Raw genomic sequence first — 21,483 nt, 5'->3', positions numbered from 1 at the left:
CTACACTGGCCGCTCGATCGAGATCGCACTGGTTTCAAGCCCGTGTGCCACCAGCCGCAGTGCAGCGTCGGCGAAGGATTCGCGGAGCGTGCGACCTTGAACGGCCTCCTCACATGCGATCGCTGTGCGGTTCTGCTCGTCTTCGAGGAGTTGGGTCGTCGCGAGTTCGGCGATGTCACTGAAGCGTCGCTGACCGTCGATGAACGGCATGAGCCGCATCTCGAGCTCATCGGCCACGAAGGTGCCCGCACCCTTCACATGGACGCGATAGCCTTCCTCCCCGAGAGGATCAACGGCGGCGAATGACTTGCGAAGTACGGGCACGAGGTCCATCACTTCTTCGGGCGCGTGCCCTGGGATTAGTGCCACCATGTCGTGGTTACCCATCCACCAAAGCAATGCCCGCTGCCGAGCGCTCAGACGTGCGGTACCGAGCAAGACTCCCGGATCTTCGAGAAGCTCCCGATACTCTGGCGTGAGACGGTACCCGCGTAGGTTCCCGCCGACTGTTGCGCCCACCGTGAGGTCGCCGTCGGCGTCCATGTGGCCGAGCCGGATTACCCGTACTGACGACTCGAACACCTCCGGCCCGTACCTCTCCGCCGTCATCGATTCATTCCCGTTCACCTGAGCGATCACTAGAAGACGGCGTTGAACAGGTTGACGGCGGCGTTCGCGAGCGCGTCGACGATGGTGAGCAGGATCGGAATGACTGCACCCGGTGCGGCGAGGATCGCGCCGATGAAGATCGCCCACCACATCGGCGAGGTTTGCCCGGTTCCGCCTGCGCGGCGGCGATCGAAGATCCACTTGAGCACCGCAGCGAGCACGAGGCAAAGACCGATGATTGTCAGCGCGAGCCCAATACCGCTGCCGATCGCGCCCTGGATGGCGCCCCAGAGCGTGTCCCACGCCCCGGAGAGGTTCACGTCACCGGCGGCGCGCACTGTGATGCCCACCGCGGCGGGGATGGTGTTGGTCATCTGAGCTGCCTTTCGTTCTCTCTAGGTCCAATGCGGCGAACTGGTCACTTCGCGACGATCGGGGTCAGGTTCCGGCGGTTCGCGTAGTCGAGAGCGGACTGCCAGATGCCGTTCGCCCGCTTCGGGTCGGAGAGCAGTGCCTTGACGACTTGGCCGCGTTCCTTCTCGCTCAGGTCACCGAACGGGGCAAACAGCGCATCCGCCTCTCCAGGGTTGTCCTCGCCGTACTCGTAGCGGCGGCAAACCGCGGCGATCTGACCGCCGATCGCGGTCTTGTGCTTGCGAGCCTGCGACTCGCCGACGGATCCGGCGATCGCTTCAGGGGTGTCGTGGTTCTTCGCGATGACCGTGTTCCAGAGGCGGTGCCTGGTCTGCGCAAGGGAGAGCTTCGCGGCGTTGCCGCCGTGGCCCTCAAGCCCGTCGAGCAGCTCGTACGCGGGACTCATCTGCATGTCGGTCTCGATCGACGCGCCGAGGATCCGGTCAGGCGCGGTCATGCCGTCGATCGAGTCGAGGTGAAGGTCGCGGTGGAAGGTATCGGACGGCTTGTGGCGGGGGTCGTGCCAGCTTTCGCGGACCTCCTTCGCGAGCTCGTCCTTCTCGGCGGTTGTCAGGTGCCGGCCGAGACGGTGCTCGTCATCCTCGATGAGCTTCTTCCACAGGGTGAGCGCGGTGGAGTCCTCATGCCGTCGGTGGCCGTCGACGAGACGCTGGGCGAGGGCGCGGGCGGCCGAGTGGACGAGGCCTTTCTGGACTGTGATGCCCTTGTTCTTGCGGGTGAGGAGCACGGATGCGATCGCGTCCTGCGCAATGTCCTCTTCGTCGAACCGGGAGAAGTTGTACCGGCGGGCGTAGTAGCCGGCCGAGCTTTTAGCCTGCTCGACGATGGCGGAGTCCGAGATCGCCTGCGGCTCCGGTGCCTTCAGGCTGACCGTCGACTCGGCGTGCGTCTCGGCCGCAAACTGGCCGCCAATGGGCTGCCCCTTCGGCTGACGGATCCGGGCCGGCGTGGTCGTGAGTGTACTCATGACTCGCATAAGGGCGGCGGTAATCGCGACTCGGCCGTTCACCGCTCAATGCGTCCGGGGAGTTCGATCTCAGTCAGCGTGATCGAGAGGCGGACCTCCAGTCTTCGACCGCGGCGCCGAGGTTCGCCGTCGTACGCTCAAGCTCGACAGCGTTCGCCTCGGTTGGTGCTGCTTGGAAGCAGCGTGCCGCGTTCCTGACAATCGCAGCGCAGCCACGGACATACGCGGTCGGCCAGTCGGACAGCGATCGTTCACTTGCGTGAATGTCGGCCGTCTGCCCGAACCCGTCCATCGTCGTCCTCTCCTCGCCGGCTTTGTCCGGCTGTCGGGTATATGCGCGGCACTTTCGCTCATGCAGCGACGGGCAGCTCGGATGCTTCATCGGCGATCTCGCGGGTGACCTGGTCGAGCAGCGCTTCCGCCTCGCGCAGCTCCAGCTCGTGCTCGAAGACGGCCTGACCCGCGGCATCCGCGGCCTCGTCGGCGGCTCGATCGTTCCTGCCGGCGGAGTCGAGGAGGCGCCCCTCAGCGATGGGAAGTCGCGACGCCCAGTCCGTCAGCTCCGCGAGAATGAACTCTTCCACCGCGCGCAGGCTCCGACGGGCGACGCCAGGGTGCACTACGAAGGTGTGCGCGGTGTGGTAGTTCACGCAGACCTGCACGACGCGCGGGCCGGTCTCGCGCTCGTTGTAGCCGCTGGGGCGCATTCCGACATCGAGCCCCCGCCACTCATAACGGGTGTACGAACCGCGTCCCTGACGAACCTCGTCGACGAGGCCAGCGAGGCGCGATGCACCGTCGGCCTCGTACTTGGCCGCGGCCAGGGCTGTGACCTCAGCTGCTGCTCGGGCGGATGCCGCGCGCTCCCGGAGCGTGGCGGCATCGCGGTTCAGCCCATTCACAGTCTGCGACCAGACCGATCGCATCACGAGCAAGCGGCGCGCGTCGGCGGCGAGCTCGGCCTGACGGAGGAGCAGGGGGTTCCCGGCAGCGAGAGCCTTCACCTCACTGAAGGAGAGCACGGTGTCGCTGATGTCTGCGACCTCCCGCGCGACGCCATCGTTCGCGATGAACTGGGCGATGAACCGTGCCTTCCGGGTCAGCGTCTCCCACATGAACGCGTCGAAAGTGCGCTCGGTGACGTAGCGGAGGATGCGGACGTTTCCGGAGAGGTTGCCGGGGCGAATCGCGCGGCCCTCGCGCTGCTCGACATCCGACGGCCGCCACGGGGCGTCCAGGTGATGGAGTGCCGTCAGGCGGGTCTGAATGTTCGTGCCGACGCCGACCTTATCGGTGGAGCCGATGAGCACGGACACGGCGCCCTCGCGGCACTGGGCGAAGAGGTGGGCGCGAGCCTTGTCGGTGGTTGCCTCGTGGATGAAGCGGATCCGGCTCATGGGGATACCTCCGGCGACGAGCGCGGCGCGGAGGCGGCCGTACGTCTGGGGGTCGCTGGGGTGCGGGGTGCCGATGTCGCAGAGGACGAGCTGCAGGGAGCCGGGGTTTCGGCTCGCCCCGAAGGTGCGGTTCTCGTCGGCGCGGTACTGGGCGACGATCCGGCGAGCGGCCTCGGCGACCTTCGGCGACCGCTCGGCGAGACCGACCAGCAGCGGGTCGAGCGCGACTCGGCGCCCATCTGTGCAGATGACGAGCATGTTGTCGTTCGTCGAGCCCTTCCTCACTCCCGAGCGGAGGGCATCGGCGCGCTCGGCGAGACCCGAGACGAAGCTCGCCTGGGCCAGGCCCGGCTCGCAAACGACCGTCTCCCATTCGGCTTCGGGACGATCAAGGTCGAGGTCCTCCGCGCGGAGAATGTCGCAGCACTCGGCCATCATCTGCGACAGCTCGGGGACATTGCGGATCGCGGATGGGCGGCGTTGCATCCGGAACCCTGAGCCGTCCGGGGCGACCTCGACGTTCGTCTCGTACTTGACGAAGGTCGCCGCCCACGCGTCGAATTGAGTGGCTTCAGCGGCGGCGAGCCGTTCGGGCTGGAGAAGTCGCTGCCAGACGTAGCACTCGGCGAGGGTGTTCGACAGAAGCGTGCCAGTGTAGCCCGCGAGAACCGGCATGCCCGGGCGCCGCTCGGCGAGGACGGAGACCTTCACGCGGAGGTCCGTCGCTCGCTTCGAGGATCCGAGGCTGAAGCCTTCCGCGCGCGTGGCGACGTGATCTCGGCGGAACATGTGAATCTCGTCGACGCTGATGTGGTCGATGCCGAGCTGGTCGAAAGTGATCGTGCCAGCGTCGGCGACCTGTCCGCGGAGCTTGGCGATCTGATCCTCCAGCTTCCGGACCGCCGCGGCGACCTGCTTCGCCCCGCGTGCGCCGCCACCCTCGGTCGCGAGCGACCAGCGGAGGTCCGCCTTCTGCTCCTGCAGCCACGCCTCCTCTGCCTCGGCGGAGACGGGGATGGACGTGAACGCCTGGTGCGTCATCACGACGGCGTCCCAATCCCCCGTCGCGCATCGGGCCGCAAAAAGGCGGCGGGCGTTGCGGGCGAGATCGTCCTTCGATGCAATCAGGAATCGGCCGGTCGGGTACGCCTGCTGCGCTTCCCGGGAGATCTGCTCGAGGAGATGGTTCGGGACGATGATGAGCGGCTTGCGCGCGAGGCCGAGCTGGCGGAGCTTCATCGCCGAGACGATCTGCGAGAGGGTGTTGTGCGTCACCACGAAGTCGTTCGTCACGTATAGCCGGTCTTTGTGCGCGACCGAGATGCACTGCATTGGCTTTGCACCGATCAGTTCCACCGAGCGAATGAAGCGCTTCGGCGGCATCTTGCTTGCGGGCACGTATGCCGAGGCTTTTCTCTGAAGTCGGAAGGGGTTGAAGTTCTCGGGGAGGCGCACAGTGACCCGGTAGTGGAGCCGGCCGTCGATCTTGCGGCTATTGATCCCTCGCCCGATCGTTCCGCCGAGCGAGCGCACAATCCAAGCCACGTCTTCAGCGAGTCGGATCGAAGAAGTGTTGAACGTCGAGCCTGACCCGACAACCTCGCCGTCCGCTGCCGCCCCACGAGCACGGCGCGTCGACACATCGCCATCGGTATCCATCAGCCCTTGCAGGAGCGCGAGACGATCTGCGACCGGGGCGTTGAGGTAGGCCGTCGGGACCGACTTGTTCGGGGCGTCTGAACCCATGACCCCCATCGCACGAAGAATGCGGATGAGCGGCTGTCTGGCACCCTTCGTCGATGACCTCACGTGATAGTCATGCGGCCGGGTGCTGCTCCTGCGGAGCACCTGCCCCTCGGGCAATCCCGCCTCGAAGGCCTGGACGAGTTCGTCGTCGGCGCTCGTGTAGTCGACAGCAGAGGTAGTCACGCAGCCGTCGCCGAGCAAAAGTCCAAGCCAGTACGGGTCGAGAGGCCGGTCACCCCCGCCGTCGAAGTCTGCAGCCACCTGCTGAGGGACCCAATACTTCAGCTGCCCTCTCGCGTCGGTCAGGCTGGACTTGACGATCTCGCGAAGGGTGAGGGTCTTCCACCCGTTATCTTGCACTCGTGCGCGCCGCATCTCGTGCGTCGCGACATTCCATAGGTGTTCGTCGTTGCACTCGACAACGGCGCCATCGCTGAAGGTCACCCGGTATAGGCCGAGGGGCCCCTGAGGAAACACGCCCGTGATCTTGGTCGTTGAACCGTCAGGCGCGATTACATCATCACCGACCATGAAGTCGCCCATGCGGCGGAACCCCGTTGGAGTGAGAACAAGTGAGTCCATCGGTTGCGCCTTCCCGGCTCCTACGGGGTGAGCGATGATGACGCGGTCGCTCGACACGACCCGGTCAACGGCGTCTCGCTGATGCGCCCACAGGGACACCCGCTCGTCGAGGCCGTCGAAGGTCAGGTAGGAGCCGTCGCCGCGGCGTGCGACGTGCGAGTTGAACCGGCGGTTGTACTCGGTGACGATCCGCTCAGCACGGGCCTTGTCCTCCCACAGCCACGTTGCGAACCGGTCCTGGATCGTCCGAAGCTTCTCCTCTGCGGCGAGGGTGCGCTGCGGGTCGCGGACCTTCCGATTGGTGCCGCGCTCGGCGTCGTAGAACTCGTCGTAGACGGTCGGGGACTTCCCGTTCAACCCGTCGAGGAGCAGGTCGATCGGGGACTTGTCGCGCGTCCCGTACGCGAGCTGCGCTTCAGCCGACGCGCGGGCCCACTTCTGCGAGTCCGATTCCCACAGCGCGATCGCCGGGGTGAACTGAATCGTCACGCGGCAGCCGAAGGTCTCCTGTGCGAAGTTCTCCACGTCGAGGGCGGGGATCCACGTCGCGCCGAGCTGCGGGCGGATGTCGAGCGCGGTGAGCTCGGCGGGCATGACCGCTTCCAGCGCCGCGATGTTCTCGGCGTACCGCTCGCCGGCCGCGCGGGCACGCTCCAGCTTCCGGCGGACGTCGCCCGAGAGGTAGTCGCGGGCAGTCAGGAGGTCGCCGGTCTCCGGGTCGGCGAAGACTGCGCCGCCCAGGCGCCCGCGAGCTTCCGGCTCATCGCAGCTGAGGAGGCCGCCGATACGTGCGAGATCGACCGTCCGGGTCTCCGCGAGGCTGATCGCGAGAGCTTCCTCAGCGGATGCCGCGGTCGTTGCGCGCGGCGGGTACGCGCCGACTCGGCGGATGAGGATCGGAGCGGGGCCAGCCTCACCGGTGCCCTGGTCGAACTGCTCCAGCGCGAGGACTGAGACGTAGTCGGGATCGCGGCGGAACCCGCCCATCGGCGGCCGGCGCCAGGAGTACGTCGGCTCACCGGTCTCCGGATCGACCTTGCCTTCGACGAGGTTGCCCCGGTTCAAGGCGCCGAACTTCGCCGCGTACGCGGTGTAGAGCTCGAGCGCAGCCGCGCGGACCGGGGCGATCACGGCATCCGGTCGCTCAGGGTGCGACTCCTGCTCGATGAGCTCGAGCGCAGCGTCGCGGAGTGCGATCAACGCGCGCAGCTCGGCGCCGGCGCGGGCCACAGGCACGATGCCATTCTCGCGGACCTGCATAACCGTGCCGTCGATGATCTGGAAAGACCCGACCTTCCGGCCAAGCTCGTCTTCGAGTATGACGTCGTCGAGGCTGCCGACGGTCGGCGTCTGCGGGACTTCGAGGACGTACGCGGCCGCGGCTGCGGTGGCGGCTGAAATCGCGGCCGGGATGTCCGCAGCGTGCACGCGGAGAGGTGCGGGGTCGTATCCGGTCGCGACGAGTGTGCCTGCGATGCACGCCTCGTGTCCGGTCCAGCGGCCGGAGATCGTGGTGCGGTGCTCCCCTGTTGCCACTTCGTGATCGATCGGTTCGACGCTGGTGTAGGTGCCGTACCGGTGGCTCAGGGCACGCTCGACCGAGCGGGTCGGAAGCGCCCAGCCCGGGTGCACGTCGTTTGCGCGCCGGCGGAGCACGAGTACGTCCGCGACCACGTCTGTGCCGGGGAACGTGCCGGACGGCAGACGCACGGCACTGATGAGGTCGGCGCCCTCGAAGACGGCGCTGTCCGCCCGTTCAGCATCGAGGACGTGGCGGCTGGTGGCGACGATGACGTAGCCGCCGGGCTTGACGGCATCGAGCGCGCGCAGGATGAAGTACTCGTGCAGCGACTTCGACGGGAGGTTCGGGTCGTGAACCGTCGTGCGGGCGAAGGGCACGTTGCCGACGACGGCGTCGAAGCTGCCGGAGCGGATGCGAGCAGTCTGCAGCCCGCCGGTCAGGATGTTCGCGGCGGGGTGCAGTGCACGGGCGATCGCCGTCGCGGTCGGGTCGATATCGACACCGGTCCATTCGATGAGCAGGTCCGCGGGTGCAGCGCCAATGAACGCGCCGGAGCCGCAACCGGGCTCGAGCACGCGGCCGCCGGTGAAGCCGGTCGCGCGGAGGAGGTCGAAAACGGCACGGGTCACGGTCGCCGGCGTGAAGAACGAGGTGTCGCAGACGTCGCGGGCGATGTCGAGCGCGTCCGGGCTGACGAGCGTGTCGAGGAGGTCCGCCGTCGGCAGCCACTCCTCCGAAGGGATGAGCGAGAGTGCGGGGGCCAGCGCGCCCCAGCCGGTGAATCCGGTGAGGATCTCGCGCTGCTCGGGGGTCGCTTCACCGTTGAGCTCATGGAGGGTGGTCAGCGCGGCCAGGCTGGCTCGGGCGGTGCGGTTCATCGTGTCGTCCTCGTGTGCGTCGTGTCGTCTCTTCGTGTCTGACCCGGATATGCGCGGCGAACTCGCCGCGTGAGGCAGTCGCGGTGCCGCGCATATGAAGGGCATGGCAATCGCGATTGAGACCGTTGAGAGGTGGCGCCACGCCCCTGGGGCACCGATCGAATGCCAGGTGCCCGTCGGCCTGCGGCTACGCGCTCCAGTCCGTGACGCGTTCCTCACTAGGTGCGAGCGGATGAGCCTGAGCCCCGACGAGCTCGTGGACACGATCGTCAGGAAGGGCCTCGGGATGCGCGCGCTCCGTCGCCAGCCGACGGCTGCCCCGCGCCCTGCGGTGAACCGAGATGGCGAAGTGCTCTACGTCCGGCTCGACACCGACCTGTGGGCCAGGCTCCTCCCTGTCTGCGACCGCCTCGAGGTGACCGCAGCTCGGCTCCTAGAACGAACTGGCGAACACGCGCCAACCTTCGGCGCGGCGCTGGGCGGCGTGCTCGCGTTCGAGCTTGAATGCGCCGCCGCGCTCATCGGCGAGACGGGACTCGGCACGCTTGCCGCAGATCACGCACACGACGTAATGACGGTACGTGACCGCGCGGATTCCCTCGCTCATCGCGCCACCTCCTTCGTGATTTCGTCGTGCGTCAGATAGGTGCCGGTGTCGATGTAGTGCTGGCGACTCGCGCTGCCTGACGTGTCGTACTCGGGCAGATGTGCGGGCGCGTGGTCGGCGATTGCCGAGCCGAGCGCGCGGTAGAGGTCGAGTGCCTCGATCGCCGACATGAGGATCGAGGCGGCGCACACCGGCCCGTCGTCATCGTTCGCGGCTTCGCGGTCAGGATCGTAAGTCTCGACGGTGATCCACTTGCCATCTTCACCGTCGGGGCCATCCTCGAATGAGGTCACCTCCCAGTCGCCGGCGTGGGCGGCGGCAGGCTCGCGCTGGGCGCGGTCGACCTCGACGGCCTTCACGAGCAAATCGCAGAGGTCGCCGTCGTAGCCCTTTAGGGCGGTTGCCGCGAGGCTCGTGTGGATGGTCGTGTCCGGCGTCGGCCAGACGAGCGCGTGCGCGATCTGGGCGGGGGTCTTCACGGGTCGGTCCTCCTCATAGTTGTCGGGTACGGTTCGCGTGCCGTTGCAGGTGGGGCAGGTCCTCTTCGGCGGGCGGGGGCCCACGGGCCGTAGGCGACCATGCCCGAACCGCGGCAGTTGGGACAGGTCTTCATGTGGACGCCTTCGGGGTGAGGGCGGCGAGGAGCGTCAGGACGCGCTCGGCGTGATCGAGGTATGGGGTGTCGCGCCAGCGCCAAGCATCGGAGCCGGTCTCCATCGCGTCGAGGTTCGCGAGCCAGTCTCCCGGTGTCGCGTAGGGATCGCCGGATGCGATGGCCTCGCGGAACTCGACCAGGATCGGGTTGGCGAGGTTGTGGAGCGGACGGGCGTGGGCAGCGTCGACGCTCGGCCCAGCGCTGTGTGCCTGAAACCGCGGGTTCGCGCGCTCGGCCGCGACCATGGCATCGTCCCAAGTCGTTGCCCACACGTACTGCTGTCGGGTGCGCCCGTTCTTGGCTACCAGATACACGCACCATGCGGCCGTGAGCTTCTCGTGCTTGCCGCTACTGAACTGGGTCCGGTCCTGATCGGCCGTGCTGCTCATCGTCGGGGCTCCCTCGGGTTGTGCCGGGGATATGCGCGGACGGATCTTCGCCGGTGCGCCGGCTAGTAAGCGACCACTCCTCGTGGCTCACGGAGCGATATCACTTCTGAAATCGTCAGGTGGATACGATGCAGCATGGCCATCGACGCAGCACGCCGCCCGGTCAACTCCGCGGTCTCACCACGGGCCGATTGGCCAGCCAAGGAGCGCGTCGATGGCAGCGTTCACGGACGGTTCGAGCAGCGGGTCCTCGTCGCACGCGAGGTGCCACCTGGTCGCTGTCAGGTACAGGGTCTCCTTGATCTTCATGACGGTGGAGTCCGCCAGTCGGAAGGTTTGGGCTCGGCGCGGGTTCGTCTGCATGCCAGGTCTATGCGCGCGCAATGGCGGAGGTGCACGGATGCCTGAGACCGACGACCTGGCCGGAACCGAGGACGCCTGGTACCAGCAGCTCCGCAAGCAGTGGAAGCCCAACCCAGTGCGTCTGCTCCTCGTCGCCGAATCGGCACCCGCCCCCGGTGCGGCAGCCGCCGACCGCCGCTTCTTCTACGCACCGACGGTCAGCCGCCACGACAACCTGTTCCGCGCGGTCGTGATCGCCCTCTACGGTCAGCGGGTCCTCACCGGCGACGACCGCGCCGAGCTGCTCGGCCGGCTTCGGTCGGACGGTGTCTGGCTCATCGACCTGTCACCGTTCCCGGTCAATCACCTCTCACCAGGAAGGCGCCAACGTACGCTCGTCGAGCACGCGCCGGCCCGAGTCCGCGACATCGAGAGCCTCACCCCGGACGGGGTCGTCATCTGCCATACGCTGACGTACCGTGCGCTCGCACCCGGGCTCACCGCGGCGGGTGCGCCCCTCCTCCACGAGCGGCCTATCCCGTTCCCGCTCGGCAACTTCCAAGCCGCATTCGTCGTCTCCTTCCGGACTGCGGTCGCACCACTCGGTCTCGGCCCGGACATCACCGTTGCCTGACATGGAGCTCAGACACGAGCAGCGGACAGCGCCGGGGCTGACACCTCAAGCAGCTGACATCGGACACGGACACACTGCGGACACGGACATCCACGCTCCCTGATTCCGGACTCGACAGCGTGCGGACGTGACGAGGACACTGAGACGCGACACGAGCAAGCGGCCGCCGCTACGATCGGCGCATGTCCGAACCGAGCATCACCGACTGGATCTCAGCCATCACCGGCATCGTCGGCGTGGGCGTCACGGGAGTGATCGGATACTTCACCTACAGGGCGACCCGCCAGGTAAGCGCCGCTCGCACGGACATCGCCGAGATCAACGCCGAGGACATCCCGGGCAAGATCCGAGACACGATCCTTCCCAAGATCTTCTTCGGTGACGCCGATGATGCTGAGTCGACTGGCAACGACCGGTGGGCGGTCAGAATCACCCGCAACAAGATCCTCGACCTGGACACAGGCGAATCCAGGCCAGGGAAGAAGGCTGACTTCGCGCTCTTCAACGCCGGAGGTCCGGCATTCAATGTCACCGTGTCGGGAGTGTCAGCGTCGGATCAAGCTGCGCTCCACTTGCCGCCAATGCCCATTGCGTCCGTTGACCGCCACGGACTGATCCCGATCGACCTGAGGCGTCGGGTCGACACTCCACCCGTGATCGTCGTTGAGATCACCTGGATGAACGAAGACACCACCTTCGGAGTTGCCCGCCGACTCCTCTCTGCAGCCGAGCGCTAGCGACTGTCCGAGCACCCAGCTGCTCGTGCCCGGCGGTAGCCGCGACGGATGCCATTAGAAGAGGCTCGGCGCTGGCGCGCCTCGCCCCGCTCCCTTCGGTCGCTCGCATCGGGTCGGTGTCTGCACGAGGTCGGTGTGTCCGCTGTCCGTCTGCTCTTCCGCCCTTCGGGCGGCGACACGGAACGTGGCGGCGCGCGGCCGTCGTGTCTGCTGCACCCCTTCGGGGTGTGTCTCCGGAGAGTGTCTGTTCGGGGTGTCCGGGGTGGCGGGCTTCATCGTGTCTGGTGTCTTCGGCAGGTTCGTGTCCGCACCTGCGGCGCGCGCTTCGCGGTGGTGGCGGTGCGTCCGTGATGCCGGCTTGACGTGGGGGTGTCCGGGGTGGCTGGTTCGTCGTGTTGTCTGCAGGGTGGGGTGGTCCCCGCCTGCGGCGGCGCTTCGCGATGGAGGCTGGGTGTGACCGTCTCGTCTCTGGAACGGGGGTTTCCGGGGCGGCCTCATCGGGAAGCCAGGTGACTGTGAACCCCTGCCGGGGGCTGCTTCGCGGTGGCTGATTCTGAAGGTCATGTCACTGCCGGAGAGGGGCACATGGTGGCGCATCGTCGACGGGGAGTGCACGGTTCGGGGGCTTCACGGATGACGCTGAGTACACGGTGGACCGCAGGTTCCCGGGGACGCCACGGCAGACGCGAAGCGGCACGGAGCGAAGCGGAGTGCGGCACGACCAGCGAAGCGGTACGGGAGTGCCAGCACCGCGCTTGGAGGCTGACTCTTGTGAGGGACGAGGAAGAGGCTGCCGCGCGGGGCCGCCACACCGGCCTGAGGTGACACCCGCTGACAGGGCGAAGCGTGAACGGAGGCCACGGGTACCGGCGAGGAACGAGGTGGTACCCGTGGGCGGAGAGAGGGCTGAGAGCAGCTGGGTGGGCCGGGGGCGTCCGGCGAGGGCTGCCTTGCGGGGAATCTCATTTCTGAAATCGGGCCAGTTGGCCGCCGAGACCTGCCGGGATTCGCCGCATTGGTGAGGGTATGCGGATCGGCACACCTGACTCTCCCCTCAACCGACTCGGCGGCGGCGCGCACGTGCGGGTCTGGCGACTCACGAAGGCCGGGCAGATGGACGTGAACCCGACCGCGATCGTGCAGCGCGCGGGCTCATTCGGCTCGGTGATCGCGGACGGTACGACCCTCCTCACCCGCCGCAGTGAGGCAGGCCTTGAGCACTACCTCTTGTCGCCGGACTCGAGCGCTGCCGACTCAGCGATGCTCCACCTCGCACAGGCCATCGCCGCCCGCGGCGAGGAGGTCATCGACACCGCCGCCGTCGACGAGCTCATGGCCGGCCGGGCGATTGCGGTGATGGTCTCCGAGCGCGGTGGCCGTGTGGGTCGTGACACTCAGACCGGCGCCGACCCGGCGGAGGTCTCGCGGCTCCTCGCGTCGACCCTCAGCACCGGGCAATGGGTCGCTGCAGTCCTCCGCCCGAAGACCCGCTGGGAGCTGAAGCGGTGGCAGGCGTGGCTCGCCGGGCAGATGGGTGGCGGGTCCGTCCCGACGCATCACTCGGTCGCGTCGACGTCGATCGTCATGGGTGTCTTCGCCGGGGCGGGCAGCCATGCGGAAGCGGCATCCCTCGTCCGCCAGGTCGCCGCGGCGATCCCCGGTTTCGACGTCCCTGTACGGGCCAGGCGCGTCACAGCGCTCCCCCTCGGTACGGCGATCACGATGTCCGGGGCAGTCATCGCCGCGTGCGGTTTCGCCGGGCCGCTGCTGAGCCTGGCCGGTCTTCCCACTCTTGTCCCGTTCACCGCAGGCGGGATGGTCATGGCCGCAGGTGTCAGCATCGCGAGCGGACTGCTCCCTTCGCCCGCTCGCCGCATCCGCCGCGGCGCCAAGTCGGGCAGGCTCCCAGCGCCTGGCCACCGGGTCATCGCACCGCGTCGACCGCGCAGGGAGCGGATGGACAAGGACGGGCTTTCGGTGCAGGCGTTCGACGGCGACTACCCGCTGACGGGGTCCGGCTTCCTCGTCGGCGCGCATCTGCCAGCCACTCTCGTCGCACCGCACGGCGGCGCCGCGTCCGGTTCGCAGTCCGCGAGGAGCGCCGCGCACCCGCCGGTGATGGAGCAGCGCATCGGCCCGTTCATCGGCCGGGTCGACTCCGGTACGGGCCTGCCGATTCACCTCTCCGCCGCCGACCAGTGGGAGGGGACGATGATCTGGGGCCTGCCCGGGTCGGGGAAGTCGCGGCTGATCCAGGCGCTTTTCACCTGGTGCGGGTTCCAACGCGACGTCAGCACCCCCGTCGCCGACTGGCCCGGTGCGCAGAACACCCTCATCGCGTTCGAGTCGAAGGGTGAGGGCGCGGACTCGTACGAGGAGTGGGCGCGGGTCGCGGGCCTGCCAGTCCTCCGTCTCGACCTGTCCGACCCGGCGACGGTAGCGGTCGACGTGCTCGCGTTCGGGAACGTGTCCGCGCGGGAGCGGGCCCGGAGGACGGTGAACGCGATGAAGTACTCGTTCGAGGTCGGCTCCGTCGGCGTCGAGTCGTTCAACACCCTCACACAGGTCCTCACAGGCGCGTTCGTCGTCACCCCCGCGATCGCCTCCCAGGTGCCCGGAGTCGCGACCGACGCGTCGCCCTTCTACTACGTGAACATCCTCCTCGGCCAGCGCGGCGATGACCTCGGGGTCGCCCTCGCCGGGGCGATCCGTTCCGCCGCGGTCGCACCGACCGGCGCCGGTGACGAGGACCTCCAGGCGGCGGCCGAGGCGCTTCAGGGGCTCTACTCCGGGCTCACCCCCGCACAACGCGGTCAGTTCACGAAGGCGCCGCGGAACAAGATCGGCGCGTTCATGGGCGCCGAGCAGTGGTGGTCACGGCCGACGCGGATCCCGTGGGAGCGGATCCTTCAGCACAACGGAGTCGTCATCGTGAATACCGGCATCGCCCGGAACCACGAGGAATTCGACGATGAGCTCAAGACGCAGATGTCGTCGATGCTGATGTACACGCTATACCAGGCGATCAAGGCGAACTGCTCCGGATGGTTCGAAGCCGGCCGCGGGGTGAGCGTCTTCGCCGACGAGCTGAAGCTGCTCGCTGGCACGAGCCCGGAGGTCATCTCCTGGCTCCGCGAGCAGGGCCGGTCGTACGGGGTTCGAATGTTCATGGCGACGCAGTGGCCAGAGCAGCTCCACCCGGACGTGCGCCGGTCGGTGCTCTCGTACGGCACGCAGGTGATGTTCGGCCAGTCGGACCCCGACGTCGCCTCCGCTCTCGCGCACGCACTCTCGCTCGGCGGTGACGAGTGGACTGCCGACGACCTCGCGACGCTCCCCCGGTTCGAGGCGATCGTGAAGGCGACCGTCGACGGCAGGAAGCTCAGCCCGTTCACCCTGAAGATGCACGACTTCTGGGGCACCCGAGACCGGTTCGCCGCCTACGAAGGGTTCGGCTCAGCATGAGCGTCGCCTACGCTACAGCGCCCGGCCGCAATGTCCGGATGGCCGGCCTCCCGAGCGCGTGCCCGGCGCCCGAGCTCCGCGCGCACACCCGCCTCGACCCGTACTGGGACGGTGTCTGGTCACTCGGCGCGCAGGGTTCGTGGGTGAGCGAGGACATCGCCCGCCGCCAGGTCGCCGCCGGGCTCGGTCACCTCCCCGCGCACCTGGCCGCGGACGCCGACCGGGCATGGTCTCGGATGTTCGACCCGGTCGTCCTTGAGCGCAGGCTCGACCTCCTCGGCGTCCTCGACTCGTGGCGGACGGTCACGAGCGAGCAGATCGCAGCGTTCACCGGGCACGGGAAGGTCGCCTCGGGCCGGTCGATCGACATGGCCGAGCTCTTCCAGACCGGGCTCGCAGACGTGGGGATCTTCACGAACGCGCTACTCGGCGGGCGGAACGCCGACCGCGCGTCGCTCTACCGGCCGAGCCGGACGAACGCGTTCCGCGACCGGGTCGAGCCGCAGCTGAGCTACGCGGAGTGGCTGTCCGTCACCGGCGGTTCGCCGTTCGAGTCGGGCGGGCAGTTCGACCGGCACAACATCCTCACCGCCGAGCTCGCCCTCCGCGCCGCCGAGTGGTGCGACCTCGGCATGGTCGTCGGCGAGAAGACCTCCTCCGTCGACCTCCTCGGGCACTCCGGTCTCGGTCTGCCGCCCGCGATCGGATCGCAGCGCGCAGCCGACGCGACGTTCATCCGCCCGGACGGTGTCCGCATCGCGGTGGAGGTGACTGCCTCGGCGGGTGCTTCGTTCGACAGGAAGGTGCGCCGGTGGGCGGAGCTGCTGGACACCCGCCGGATGCGGGACTCGGGCCTCGTCGTCGTGTTCGTCGTCGCCGAGCGCCCGGACAAGAAGATCGGCGGCCGCGACGCACGGTCGAGCGTGCTGAAGGCCGTCGCCTCCGCCGTCCGCGACTACCCGGGCGTCTCGTTCGACCGAACCGCATCGCGGATGTTCGTCGCCGACTGGCGCGAGTGGTTCCCGTCGCAGGGCATGGTGTCGGAGGACTTCCTCACCCTCACCTGCGATCGACCATCGGGGCCTGCGATCGAGCCGTGGGAGCGGGCAAGCCTCGTAGACGTGTTCGATGTTCCGTTCGAACCGGCTGACGATGCGGCGTTCACCGCCGTGCTCGACCAGGTCGGGGCGCTCCGCTCGGTGCCGTTCTGGATGCGCCGCGGCGCGGGCAGGTCACCTGAGGTGTGGCCGATCGCGGTCACGGAGGCTGGATTCGACCGGATCCCGGTGCCGCCGCTGACTCGACCGGAGTCATCGGCGTTCAAGCCGTTCGGGGAAGGTACCGGCGCTGCCGGTGACGTGCGCGCGCCCCGGCGGCTGCGGATGAACCGCTGACCAGCAGGCGGCAAGCGAACAGGGACCCGGCAATGCATGCCGGGCCCCTGTTCGTAGGGTGAGCGCGTGATCGGGGAGCTCAGCAGGGCTGGAGCGTGGTCGTCACATTGGCTCCGGTGTACACGTACCGGTCGGAGACCCAACGGCTGCCACCAGCGGTGTAGACCTTGAGCCAGATGTTGTCGCCGTCGACGTAGCTGCCGGTCGACCAGCAATCGAACTCGTAGACCTTGCCGGCGGTCAGGGTGTAGCCGGCGTAGGAGTATCCAGCGCCGGGTCCGGTCCGGACGTTCAGGTTCGTGTTCGTGTACACCTGGGCGCACCTCGAGCCGCCGTCGCTGTACTGGAGCTGCCCGCCGAAGCCGTCGTGCGGGAAGTACCGGCAGAGCTGGATGTTGCTGGAGAGCACGGGGACGACGGCCTGCGCTGGCGCCGCGATCATCGTCAGGGAGAGCGCGGCACCGATGGCAGTTGCGGCCGCCAACTTCTTGAGGACAGCCTTCAAGGGATTCTCCTTCGTCTCGGTGCAGGTGAACTGCGGAGCTCGCTGTGCGGCGTGCTCAATCACGGATGTCCGGCTCAGCTGCTTCGGTTGCATCTCGGCGCAAAGGGCAGCCAGGTGCGCGCCGGCATCGCCGCGCATATGTCGGGTGAAGGGAGCACAGACATGGATCACCTGACCGACGGCCGATACGACGTTGCCGCCATCCGCACCGGCGACAGAGTCGCGTTCACCTTCGCCTCCGTCATCGAGCCGGAGTACGAGGTGACGGGGCTCGTCTACCTCGACGGCAGCCGCCTCCGTGTCGATGCGCCAGAGGGCCGGTTCGTCGTCCGTGGCGAGCTCGGTCACCGGAACCCGTTCGTGAAGAGCCTCAGAGTCCTCGCCCCTGCTGCGGCGCCGGAGCTCTCCGCCGGTGCAGTCGCCTGCGATGAGGTGCCGTTCTGATGAGCGCGCTCGTCCGCGCAGGGCTGCTCGTGGGTGTTCTGGCCGCTTGGTCGGCGATCGCAATCTGGCTGTTGCTCGCCGTCGCAGCTCAATGAGCTGCTTGCCCGCACGAACTCCGGTCGGTGCCGCGCATATGCAGGTCGAGCCCGGGAAGCCGGGCGAACGTAGAACTCCACACGGGAACGACACACATCTTCTTCACCGATCTGATCGGTGAGGCCTTGAGGAGCCATGGTGCTCCCCCGCCAGATCGCGGGGCCGGTTCAAGCCCGGTCGAGGTCGCAAGAATCGGGGTCTAGAACTGACCGGACAGGCCCGACTTTCACTACGCGAGCTGCTCCAGTGCGGCTCGCCAGGGTTCCTCACGGGGGAAGTGGCAAGGCGCTACTCCGTACGGGTACGGGCCGGGACTGCTAGCGAGTCCCGGGTGGCGGGTTCGATTCCCGTCCGCCGTGAGGACACCCGCTGGTCTCGTTGCTGCAACGGAACACACCGCCGATCCAGGCGGAACCGGCCGGTTCGATCCCGGACGAGACCACCATGCGTGTCGCACGTCAACGCCGAAACTCAGGAGGACCAGCATTCAACACGGCGAAGGCGGACTGGGGTTTTCATGGCACCTCCTGGGCCTCTCCTTTCACCCTGCAGCGGACGACCTGCGTGCGACACGCGTCCACTTCCCACCTCGAGATCGGAGGTCGCCCATGAGGGCCGCCAACATCATCGTCCCCGTCGTGCTCGGCGCGGCTGCCCTCGCCCTCACCGGATGCGCGGCCGACCCTGAGCCGGCACCAGTTCCCGAGACAACCCCTCCCGTAGCCCCGGCAGTCCTCGTGCCTGACGGCGATGCAGAAGCGAACCTGCCGTTCTTCACCCAGGTCGCGAGCGGAGTCTCCGCGTCCGGCACGACGGCGAGCCGGGACTTCACGTCCGCGCTCATCACCGCCGGGTTCGATCGCGCCGCGATGCAGGTGACACCTGACGAGACCCCGACCGGGCTCGCCGCCGACTCCGTCTCGTTCTCAGTCCTCTGGAAGGGCGATTGCCTGATCGGGCAGAACGGCGCGGCCGTCGGAGGGCTGACGACCGTCGTCGATGTCCCGCTCGACGGGGCGTGCCTCGCCGGGCCGACTCCCCCTGTCGAGTAGTTATCGCCATCGCCCGCACGAGCAGTGCTCGGTGCCGCGCAGACCGAAGTCGGGGGTGATCCGCTCAGCCTGATCGGCTGGGTGTCACCTCTCCTCTTGGGAATCGGGATCCACCAGACCCCGACTGCTTCGGCTGTCGAGGTCCGCATCCGCTCCGGTAGCCGATCGATCGCGACGCGAAAAGTCTGCGGGCCCACCGCCCTATTACGTCTCATCGGGAGCCACGTCTCCCCTTCACCCCAGATTCGCGGCGTACGGCCCTGATGATTCCACTTCATTCGGCCTGGTCGCTGGGGAGTTCCGGCGCCGCTATGACCCCCGGCCGCTTTCGAGTTGCGGCCGGGGGTCTCATTCGTCCGGGAGTCGTCGGGCATGATGGACGCATGTCGATTCAGCACGCTGCGCCGTCCGTGGAGCTCCAGCGCCACGGCGAGCTCCGCACGGTCGCCGGCGTGGTCGACTTGCAAGGCTTCATCCTCGAGATGGATGACGACTCCGCGCGCCTCTCCTTCACCGTCGGGCTGAACCTTCACAGGACGGGCGCGACGACGGTGCTCGACGGTGAGGGCATCGCGACGACGGCGCTGACCTTCCGCTCCTGGGAACACCCGGGCGGTGAGGTGATGACTCGGCGCGCGGACGCCGTGCTCGACGCTTCGGCTGGGGCGTTCGGCTCCCCCGAACACCAGGCGATGCTCCGGGCGATGCACCGCACGGTGCGGAACACGATCCGCCGGCTCTACTCCTGAGGCTTCAGCCAGACGACTGATTCATCACGGGTTCGGCCGGCGAACTGGCTCCCGTTCGGCTGCCTCGCGATCCTCTGCGTTGCCGGTGCGGTGGCGCGCCTCGGCGTGGTGGCGGGGCGAGCACGTCCTCCTTGACAGCCGCGCATATCCCCGGCATGAGCAACCGTGCCTTCGTCGAAGACGCCAAGTACATCACCGAGACGACGCTGACCGCACCCCTGGACGGCGCGCCGGAAGTGACGGTCGCCTTCGACCACGATGGCGGCGGCGAGGTGACGATCTCCGACCAAGACTGCGACGAGGCCATCATCGTTGACGCCGAGCACCTCGAGCTACTCCACGACATGCTCGGTCGGGCGATCGAGCTTCGCAACGCGAGCATCCTCGATCCCGCCGCCGCGGGGAGCTGATCGGCCCGGCAACTCTCGCCATGACGAAGGCTCCCTCGACGGCCTTTGGCATGGCGGCGCGGGGGCGCTGCTTCCGAATCCGCGCGACGGATGCGACGATGGGACGGTGACCTCTCTGGATGCCTGGCTCGGCCGGCAGCGACACCGCGACGACCCCGTCGGCGAGATCGCCCGTGCCGTGCAGGCTGGATCGACGGTCGGAAAGCTCCGGAAGCTCGCAGTGAAGCACCCGTCGGCTCAGGCCGGCGCAGAGCAGGCGATCCTCGAGTTCGCAGCCGTCTGAAGCTGCCGCGCATATCCCTCGCGGAGTCGCACGACCGGCGTGCGCACTGGAGGGCGAGACGATGCCAGCACCGATACGGCCAGCAGGCCGGAGGTGACGGATGCCGCTGAAACCTGTGGCCTCGTTCGACATGCCCGCATTCGCCGCTGACCTCGACCAGGTGCGGCTTGAACGCGCGATCACACGGAAGGGCGCAGCGGTCGAAGCCGGCGTCGGAGGTGCACTCCTCACCCGAATCGGACAGGGAGAGCGCGCATCGATCGACTCGCTCGCCGCGCTCGCTCACTGGGCAGGCCTCTCTCTCGACAGCTACGTCCGAGGCTGACCTGCCGCGCATATCCGCGGCATGACCCAAGCACCACCCACCGACATCGCACCGGCGACTGAGCAGGGCGAGCAGATGCCGACCCTGACCGCCGCCGATCGCTGCGATCAGTGCCAAGCTCGCGCGTACGCTGTCGCCTGGTTCCCTACCGGCTCCGGCCCTGCACATTCCGAGGACCGCGCGAGCGAGCTCCTGTTCTGCGGCCACCACTTCCGCGAGCACCGAGACCGCATCGAGATCAAGGCGGTGCGGATCCTCGACGAGACGGCGTTCATCCTCGATTCCTTCGCCGCATCGGAGAGAGCATGAGCAACCAGCAGCCGAAGCAGTCCAAGTCCGTCTTCCAGCGCAACCGTGAGGAGGCCAGCGAAGAGCTCGCGAACGCCTTCGGCAGCCGAGCTGGGAAGGTCACCGTCGTCATTGTCGTCACGGTGATCGTCGGCATCATCATCTGGAATACGATCACCGGCGCGACCGCATGAGCCGCGGGCACATCGTCGGCCGCGCCGGGGCCTCCCTCACCGATGCCTCGTGGGCGGCGAATGAGAACGTCGCACGGATCGGGCAGGTCGGGGAGCAGCTAACCGCTGCCGCGCTCGACCGCATGGCGCATGCCAACGGACCGTCGGTGCTCCACGACCTTCGAATCCCGATTCCAGGCTTCACCGCGAACATCGACCACGCCGTCGTCACCGGGCGGACCGTGACCCTGATCGACTCGAAGGTATGGAAGCCGGGCCTCTACTGGACCTTCGGCGGACACACCAGGCGCGGCCGTGAGAAGTTCGCCTTCGCCGACAAGAAGACCCTCCCCGTCGCGAGGAAGGCCGTAGCCGCGATGCTGAAGAAGTCCGGCGTCGAAGCTACGCTCGACACCCCGCTTCTCGTCGTCCACCCTTCGAACGCGAGGTCGAGGCTGAACCTCGCCCTCTACCGACCCACGGGCGCGAGGGCGATCTCCGGCAGACGTTTCACCGACCGGTATCTCTGGCGCAGGTTCGGCGCCGAGCCCGGCGATCCCCACCTCCTCGTCGCACTCGCCGGTCTCACTGCCAGGAAGGCGACCGCGCCGACGCCGCCACGCAGGCGCATCACCGAGCACCCCGGCTTCGACCTCTGAGCAGAGGCCGAGTTACACCTGAAGAGGTCCGTTCGCCGCATCGGACCTAGGGCGTGTCTGACAAGTGCTTCGCCCAGGCGATGACCGCGTGGAGGACGGCGGCGGCGCGGTAGGTGATGGCGAGCTTGTCGTACCGGGTG

General features: G+C 67.9%; 22 protein-coding genes and 1 tRNA gene. 15 read left to right on the top strand and 8 right to left on the bottom strand.

All coding sequences use genetic code 11. From position 1 onward, the window contains the following. The 4 genes from H521_RS26005 to H521_RS25235 form a co-directional block, all read right to left on the bottom strand. A complete protein-coding gene (locus H521_RS26005) occupies positions 1-543 on the bottom strand; it encodes a hypothetical protein (protein WP_156891569.1) in 543 nt (180 codons plus the stop codon). 95 nt (positions 544-638) lie between these two features. Beyond that, positions 639-983: a hypothetical protein gene (locus H521_RS0118845; protein ID WP_022894566.1), complete on the bottom strand. Its 345-nt coding sequence runs from the start codon at positions 981-983 to the stop codon at positions 639-641. Positions 984-1,027: 44 nt separating this feature from the next. Beyond that, entirely contained in the window at positions 1,028-2,011 is a 984-nt protein-coding gene (locus H521_RS0118840) for a hypothetical protein (protein ID WP_169514020.1), read from the bottom strand. A gap of 350 nt (positions 2,012-2,361) precedes the next feature. Continuing rightward, positions 2,362-8,136, bottom strand: a complete 5,775-nt coding sequence (locus tag H521_RS25235; RefSeq protein WP_022894564.1) for a helicase-related protein — start codon at positions 8,134-8,136, stop codon at positions 2,362-2,364. Between the two features lie 232 nt (positions 8,137-8,368). Between H521_RS25235 and H521_RS26000 the strand changes: the two genes are divergently transcribed. Beyond that, the gene (locus H521_RS26000) at positions 8,369-8,782 is read left to right on the top strand and encodes a hypothetical protein (protein WP_156891565.1); all 414 of its coding nucleotides are present in this window, start codon (positions 8,369-8,371) and stop codon (positions 8,780-8,782) included. On the opposite strand, the gene H521_RS0118825 is transcribed toward H521_RS26000, so the two are convergent. The 3 genes from H521_RS0118825 to H521_RS0118815 form a co-directional block, all read right to left on the bottom strand. Beyond that, positions 8,740-9,222 carry a hypothetical protein gene (locus H521_RS0118825; protein ID WP_022894562.1) on the bottom strand — a complete coding sequence of 161 codons (483 nt, stop codon included), beginning with the start codon at positions 9,220-9,222 and terminating at the stop codon, positions 8,740-8,742. The genes H521_RS26000 and H521_RS0118825 overlap by 43 nt on opposite strands. A gap of 130 nt (positions 9,223-9,352) precedes the next feature. Next, positions 9,353-9,787 carry a hypothetical protein gene (locus H521_RS0118820; protein WP_156891563.1) on the bottom strand — a complete coding sequence of 145 codons (435 nt, stop codon included), beginning with the start codon at positions 9,785-9,787 and terminating at the stop codon, positions 9,353-9,355. A 177-nt stretch (positions 9,788-9,964) separates the two neighbouring features. Continuing rightward, positions 9,965-10,150 carry a hypothetical protein gene (locus H521_RS0118815; RefSeq protein ID WP_022894560.1) on the bottom strand — a complete coding sequence of 62 codons (186 nt, stop codon included), beginning with the start codon at positions 10,148-10,150 and terminating at the stop codon, positions 9,965-9,967. A gap of 37 nt (positions 10,151-10,187) precedes the next feature. On the opposite strand from H521_RS0118815, the gene H521_RS24375 reads away from it, so the two are divergent. The 4 genes from H521_RS24375 (at position 10,188) to H521_RS24370 (ending at position 16,359) form a co-directional block, all read left to right on the top strand. After that, complete coding sequence (locus H521_RS24375) at positions 10,188-10,763, top strand: hypothetical protein (protein WP_022894559.1); 576 nt, start codon at positions 10,188-10,190, stop codon at positions 10,761-10,763. Positions 10,764-10,945: 182 nt separating this feature from the next. Continuing rightward, positions 10,946-11,500 (top strand): hypothetical protein, encoded by a 555-nt coding sequence (locus tag H521_RS0118805; RefSeq protein WP_022894558.1) that lies wholly within the window; start codon positions 10,946-10,948, stop codon positions 11,498-11,500. A gap of 1,026 nt (positions 11,501-12,526) precedes the next feature. Next, positions 12,527-14,965: an ATP-binding protein gene (locus H521_RS0118800; RefSeq protein WP_022894557.1), complete on the top strand. Its 2,439-nt coding sequence runs from the start codon at positions 12,527-12,529 to the stop codon at positions 14,963-14,965. Then, complete coding sequence (locus H521_RS24370; RefSeq protein ID WP_156891561.1) at positions 14,962-16,359, top strand: hypothetical protein; 1,398 nt, start codon at positions 14,962-14,964, stop codon at positions 16,357-16,359. The genes H521_RS0118800 and H521_RS24370 overlap by 4 nt, the downstream gene beginning before the upstream one ends. A gap of 79 nt (positions 16,360-16,438) precedes the next feature. Here H521_RS24370 and H521_RS25230 read toward each other — a convergent pair whose 3' ends face one another. Beyond that, positions 16,439-16,864 (bottom strand): SH3 domain-containing protein, encoded by a 426-nt coding sequence (locus H521_RS25230; RefSeq protein ID WP_156891559.1) that lies wholly within the window; start codon positions 16,862-16,864, stop codon positions 16,439-16,441. Between the two features lie 162 nt (positions 16,865-17,026). Here H521_RS25230 and H521_RS0118785 point away from each other — a divergent pair, with 162 nt between their 5' ends. From H521_RS0118785 to H521_RS0118740, 10 genes are all read left to right on the top strand, one after another. Further along, complete coding sequence (locus tag H521_RS0118785) at positions 17,027-17,308, top strand: hypothetical protein (protein ID WP_022894554.1); 282 nt, start codon at positions 17,027-17,029, stop codon at positions 17,306-17,308. A gap of 377 nt (positions 17,309-17,685) precedes the next feature. After that, positions 17,686-17,764, top strand: a tRNA-OTHER gene (locus H521_RS25995). Between the two features lie 248 nt (positions 17,765-18,012). Continuing rightward, positions 18,013-18,456, top strand: a complete 444-nt coding sequence (locus tag H521_RS0118775; RefSeq protein WP_022894553.1) for a DUF6993 domain-containing protein — start codon at positions 18,013-18,015, stop codon at positions 18,454-18,456. A gap of 383 nt (positions 18,457-18,839) precedes the next feature. Next, positions 18,840-19,205, top strand: coding sequence for a hypothetical protein (locus H521_RS0118770; protein WP_022894552.1), 366 nt, complete (start codon positions 18,840-18,842; stop codon positions 19,203-19,205). Positions 19,206-19,360: 155 nt separating this feature from the next. After that, complete coding sequence (locus tag H521_RS0118765) at positions 19,361-19,615, top strand: hypothetical protein (RefSeq protein WP_022894551.1); 255 nt, start codon at positions 19,361-19,363, stop codon at positions 19,613-19,615. Positions 19,616-19,721: 106 nt separating this feature from the next. Further along, entirely contained in the window at positions 19,722-19,898 is a 177-nt protein-coding gene (locus H521_RS25990; RefSeq protein WP_022894550.1) for a hypothetical protein, read from the top strand. 100 nt (positions 19,899-19,998) lie between these two features. Then, the gene (locus H521_RS24360) at positions 19,999-20,223 is read left to right on the top strand and encodes a hypothetical protein (RefSeq protein WP_022894549.1); all 225 of its coding nucleotides are present in this window, start codon (positions 19,999-20,001) and stop codon (positions 20,221-20,223) included. Positions 20,224-20,298: 75 nt separating this feature from the next. Continuing rightward, positions 20,299-20,532, top strand: coding sequence for a DUF7455 domain-containing protein (locus H521_RS0118750; protein WP_040425042.1), 234 nt, complete (start codon positions 20,299-20,301; stop codon positions 20,530-20,532). Continuing rightward, positions 20,529-20,705 (top strand): hypothetical protein, encoded by a 177-nt coding sequence (locus H521_RS25985; protein WP_022894547.1) that lies wholly within the window; start codon positions 20,529-20,531, stop codon positions 20,703-20,705. Before H521_RS0118750 ends, H521_RS25985 begins: the two co-directional genes overlap by 4 nt. Beyond that, complete coding sequence (locus H521_RS0118740) at positions 20,702-21,343, top strand: nuclease-related domain-containing protein (RefSeq protein WP_022894546.1); 642 nt, start codon at positions 20,702-20,704, stop codon at positions 21,341-21,343. The genes H521_RS25985 and H521_RS0118740 overlap by 4 nt, the downstream gene beginning before the upstream one ends. Positions 21,344-21,483 lie beyond the last annotated feature (140 nt).

The sequence above is a fragment of the Agromyces subbeticus DSM 16689 genome, assembly GCF_000421565.1.
Lineage (GTDB): Bacteria > Actinomycetota > Actinomycetes > Actinomycetales > Microbacteriaceae > Agromyces > Agromyces subbeticus.
Note: the sequence above shows the minus strand (reverse complement) of the source record. Positions and strands in the feature narration are given on the sequence as shown.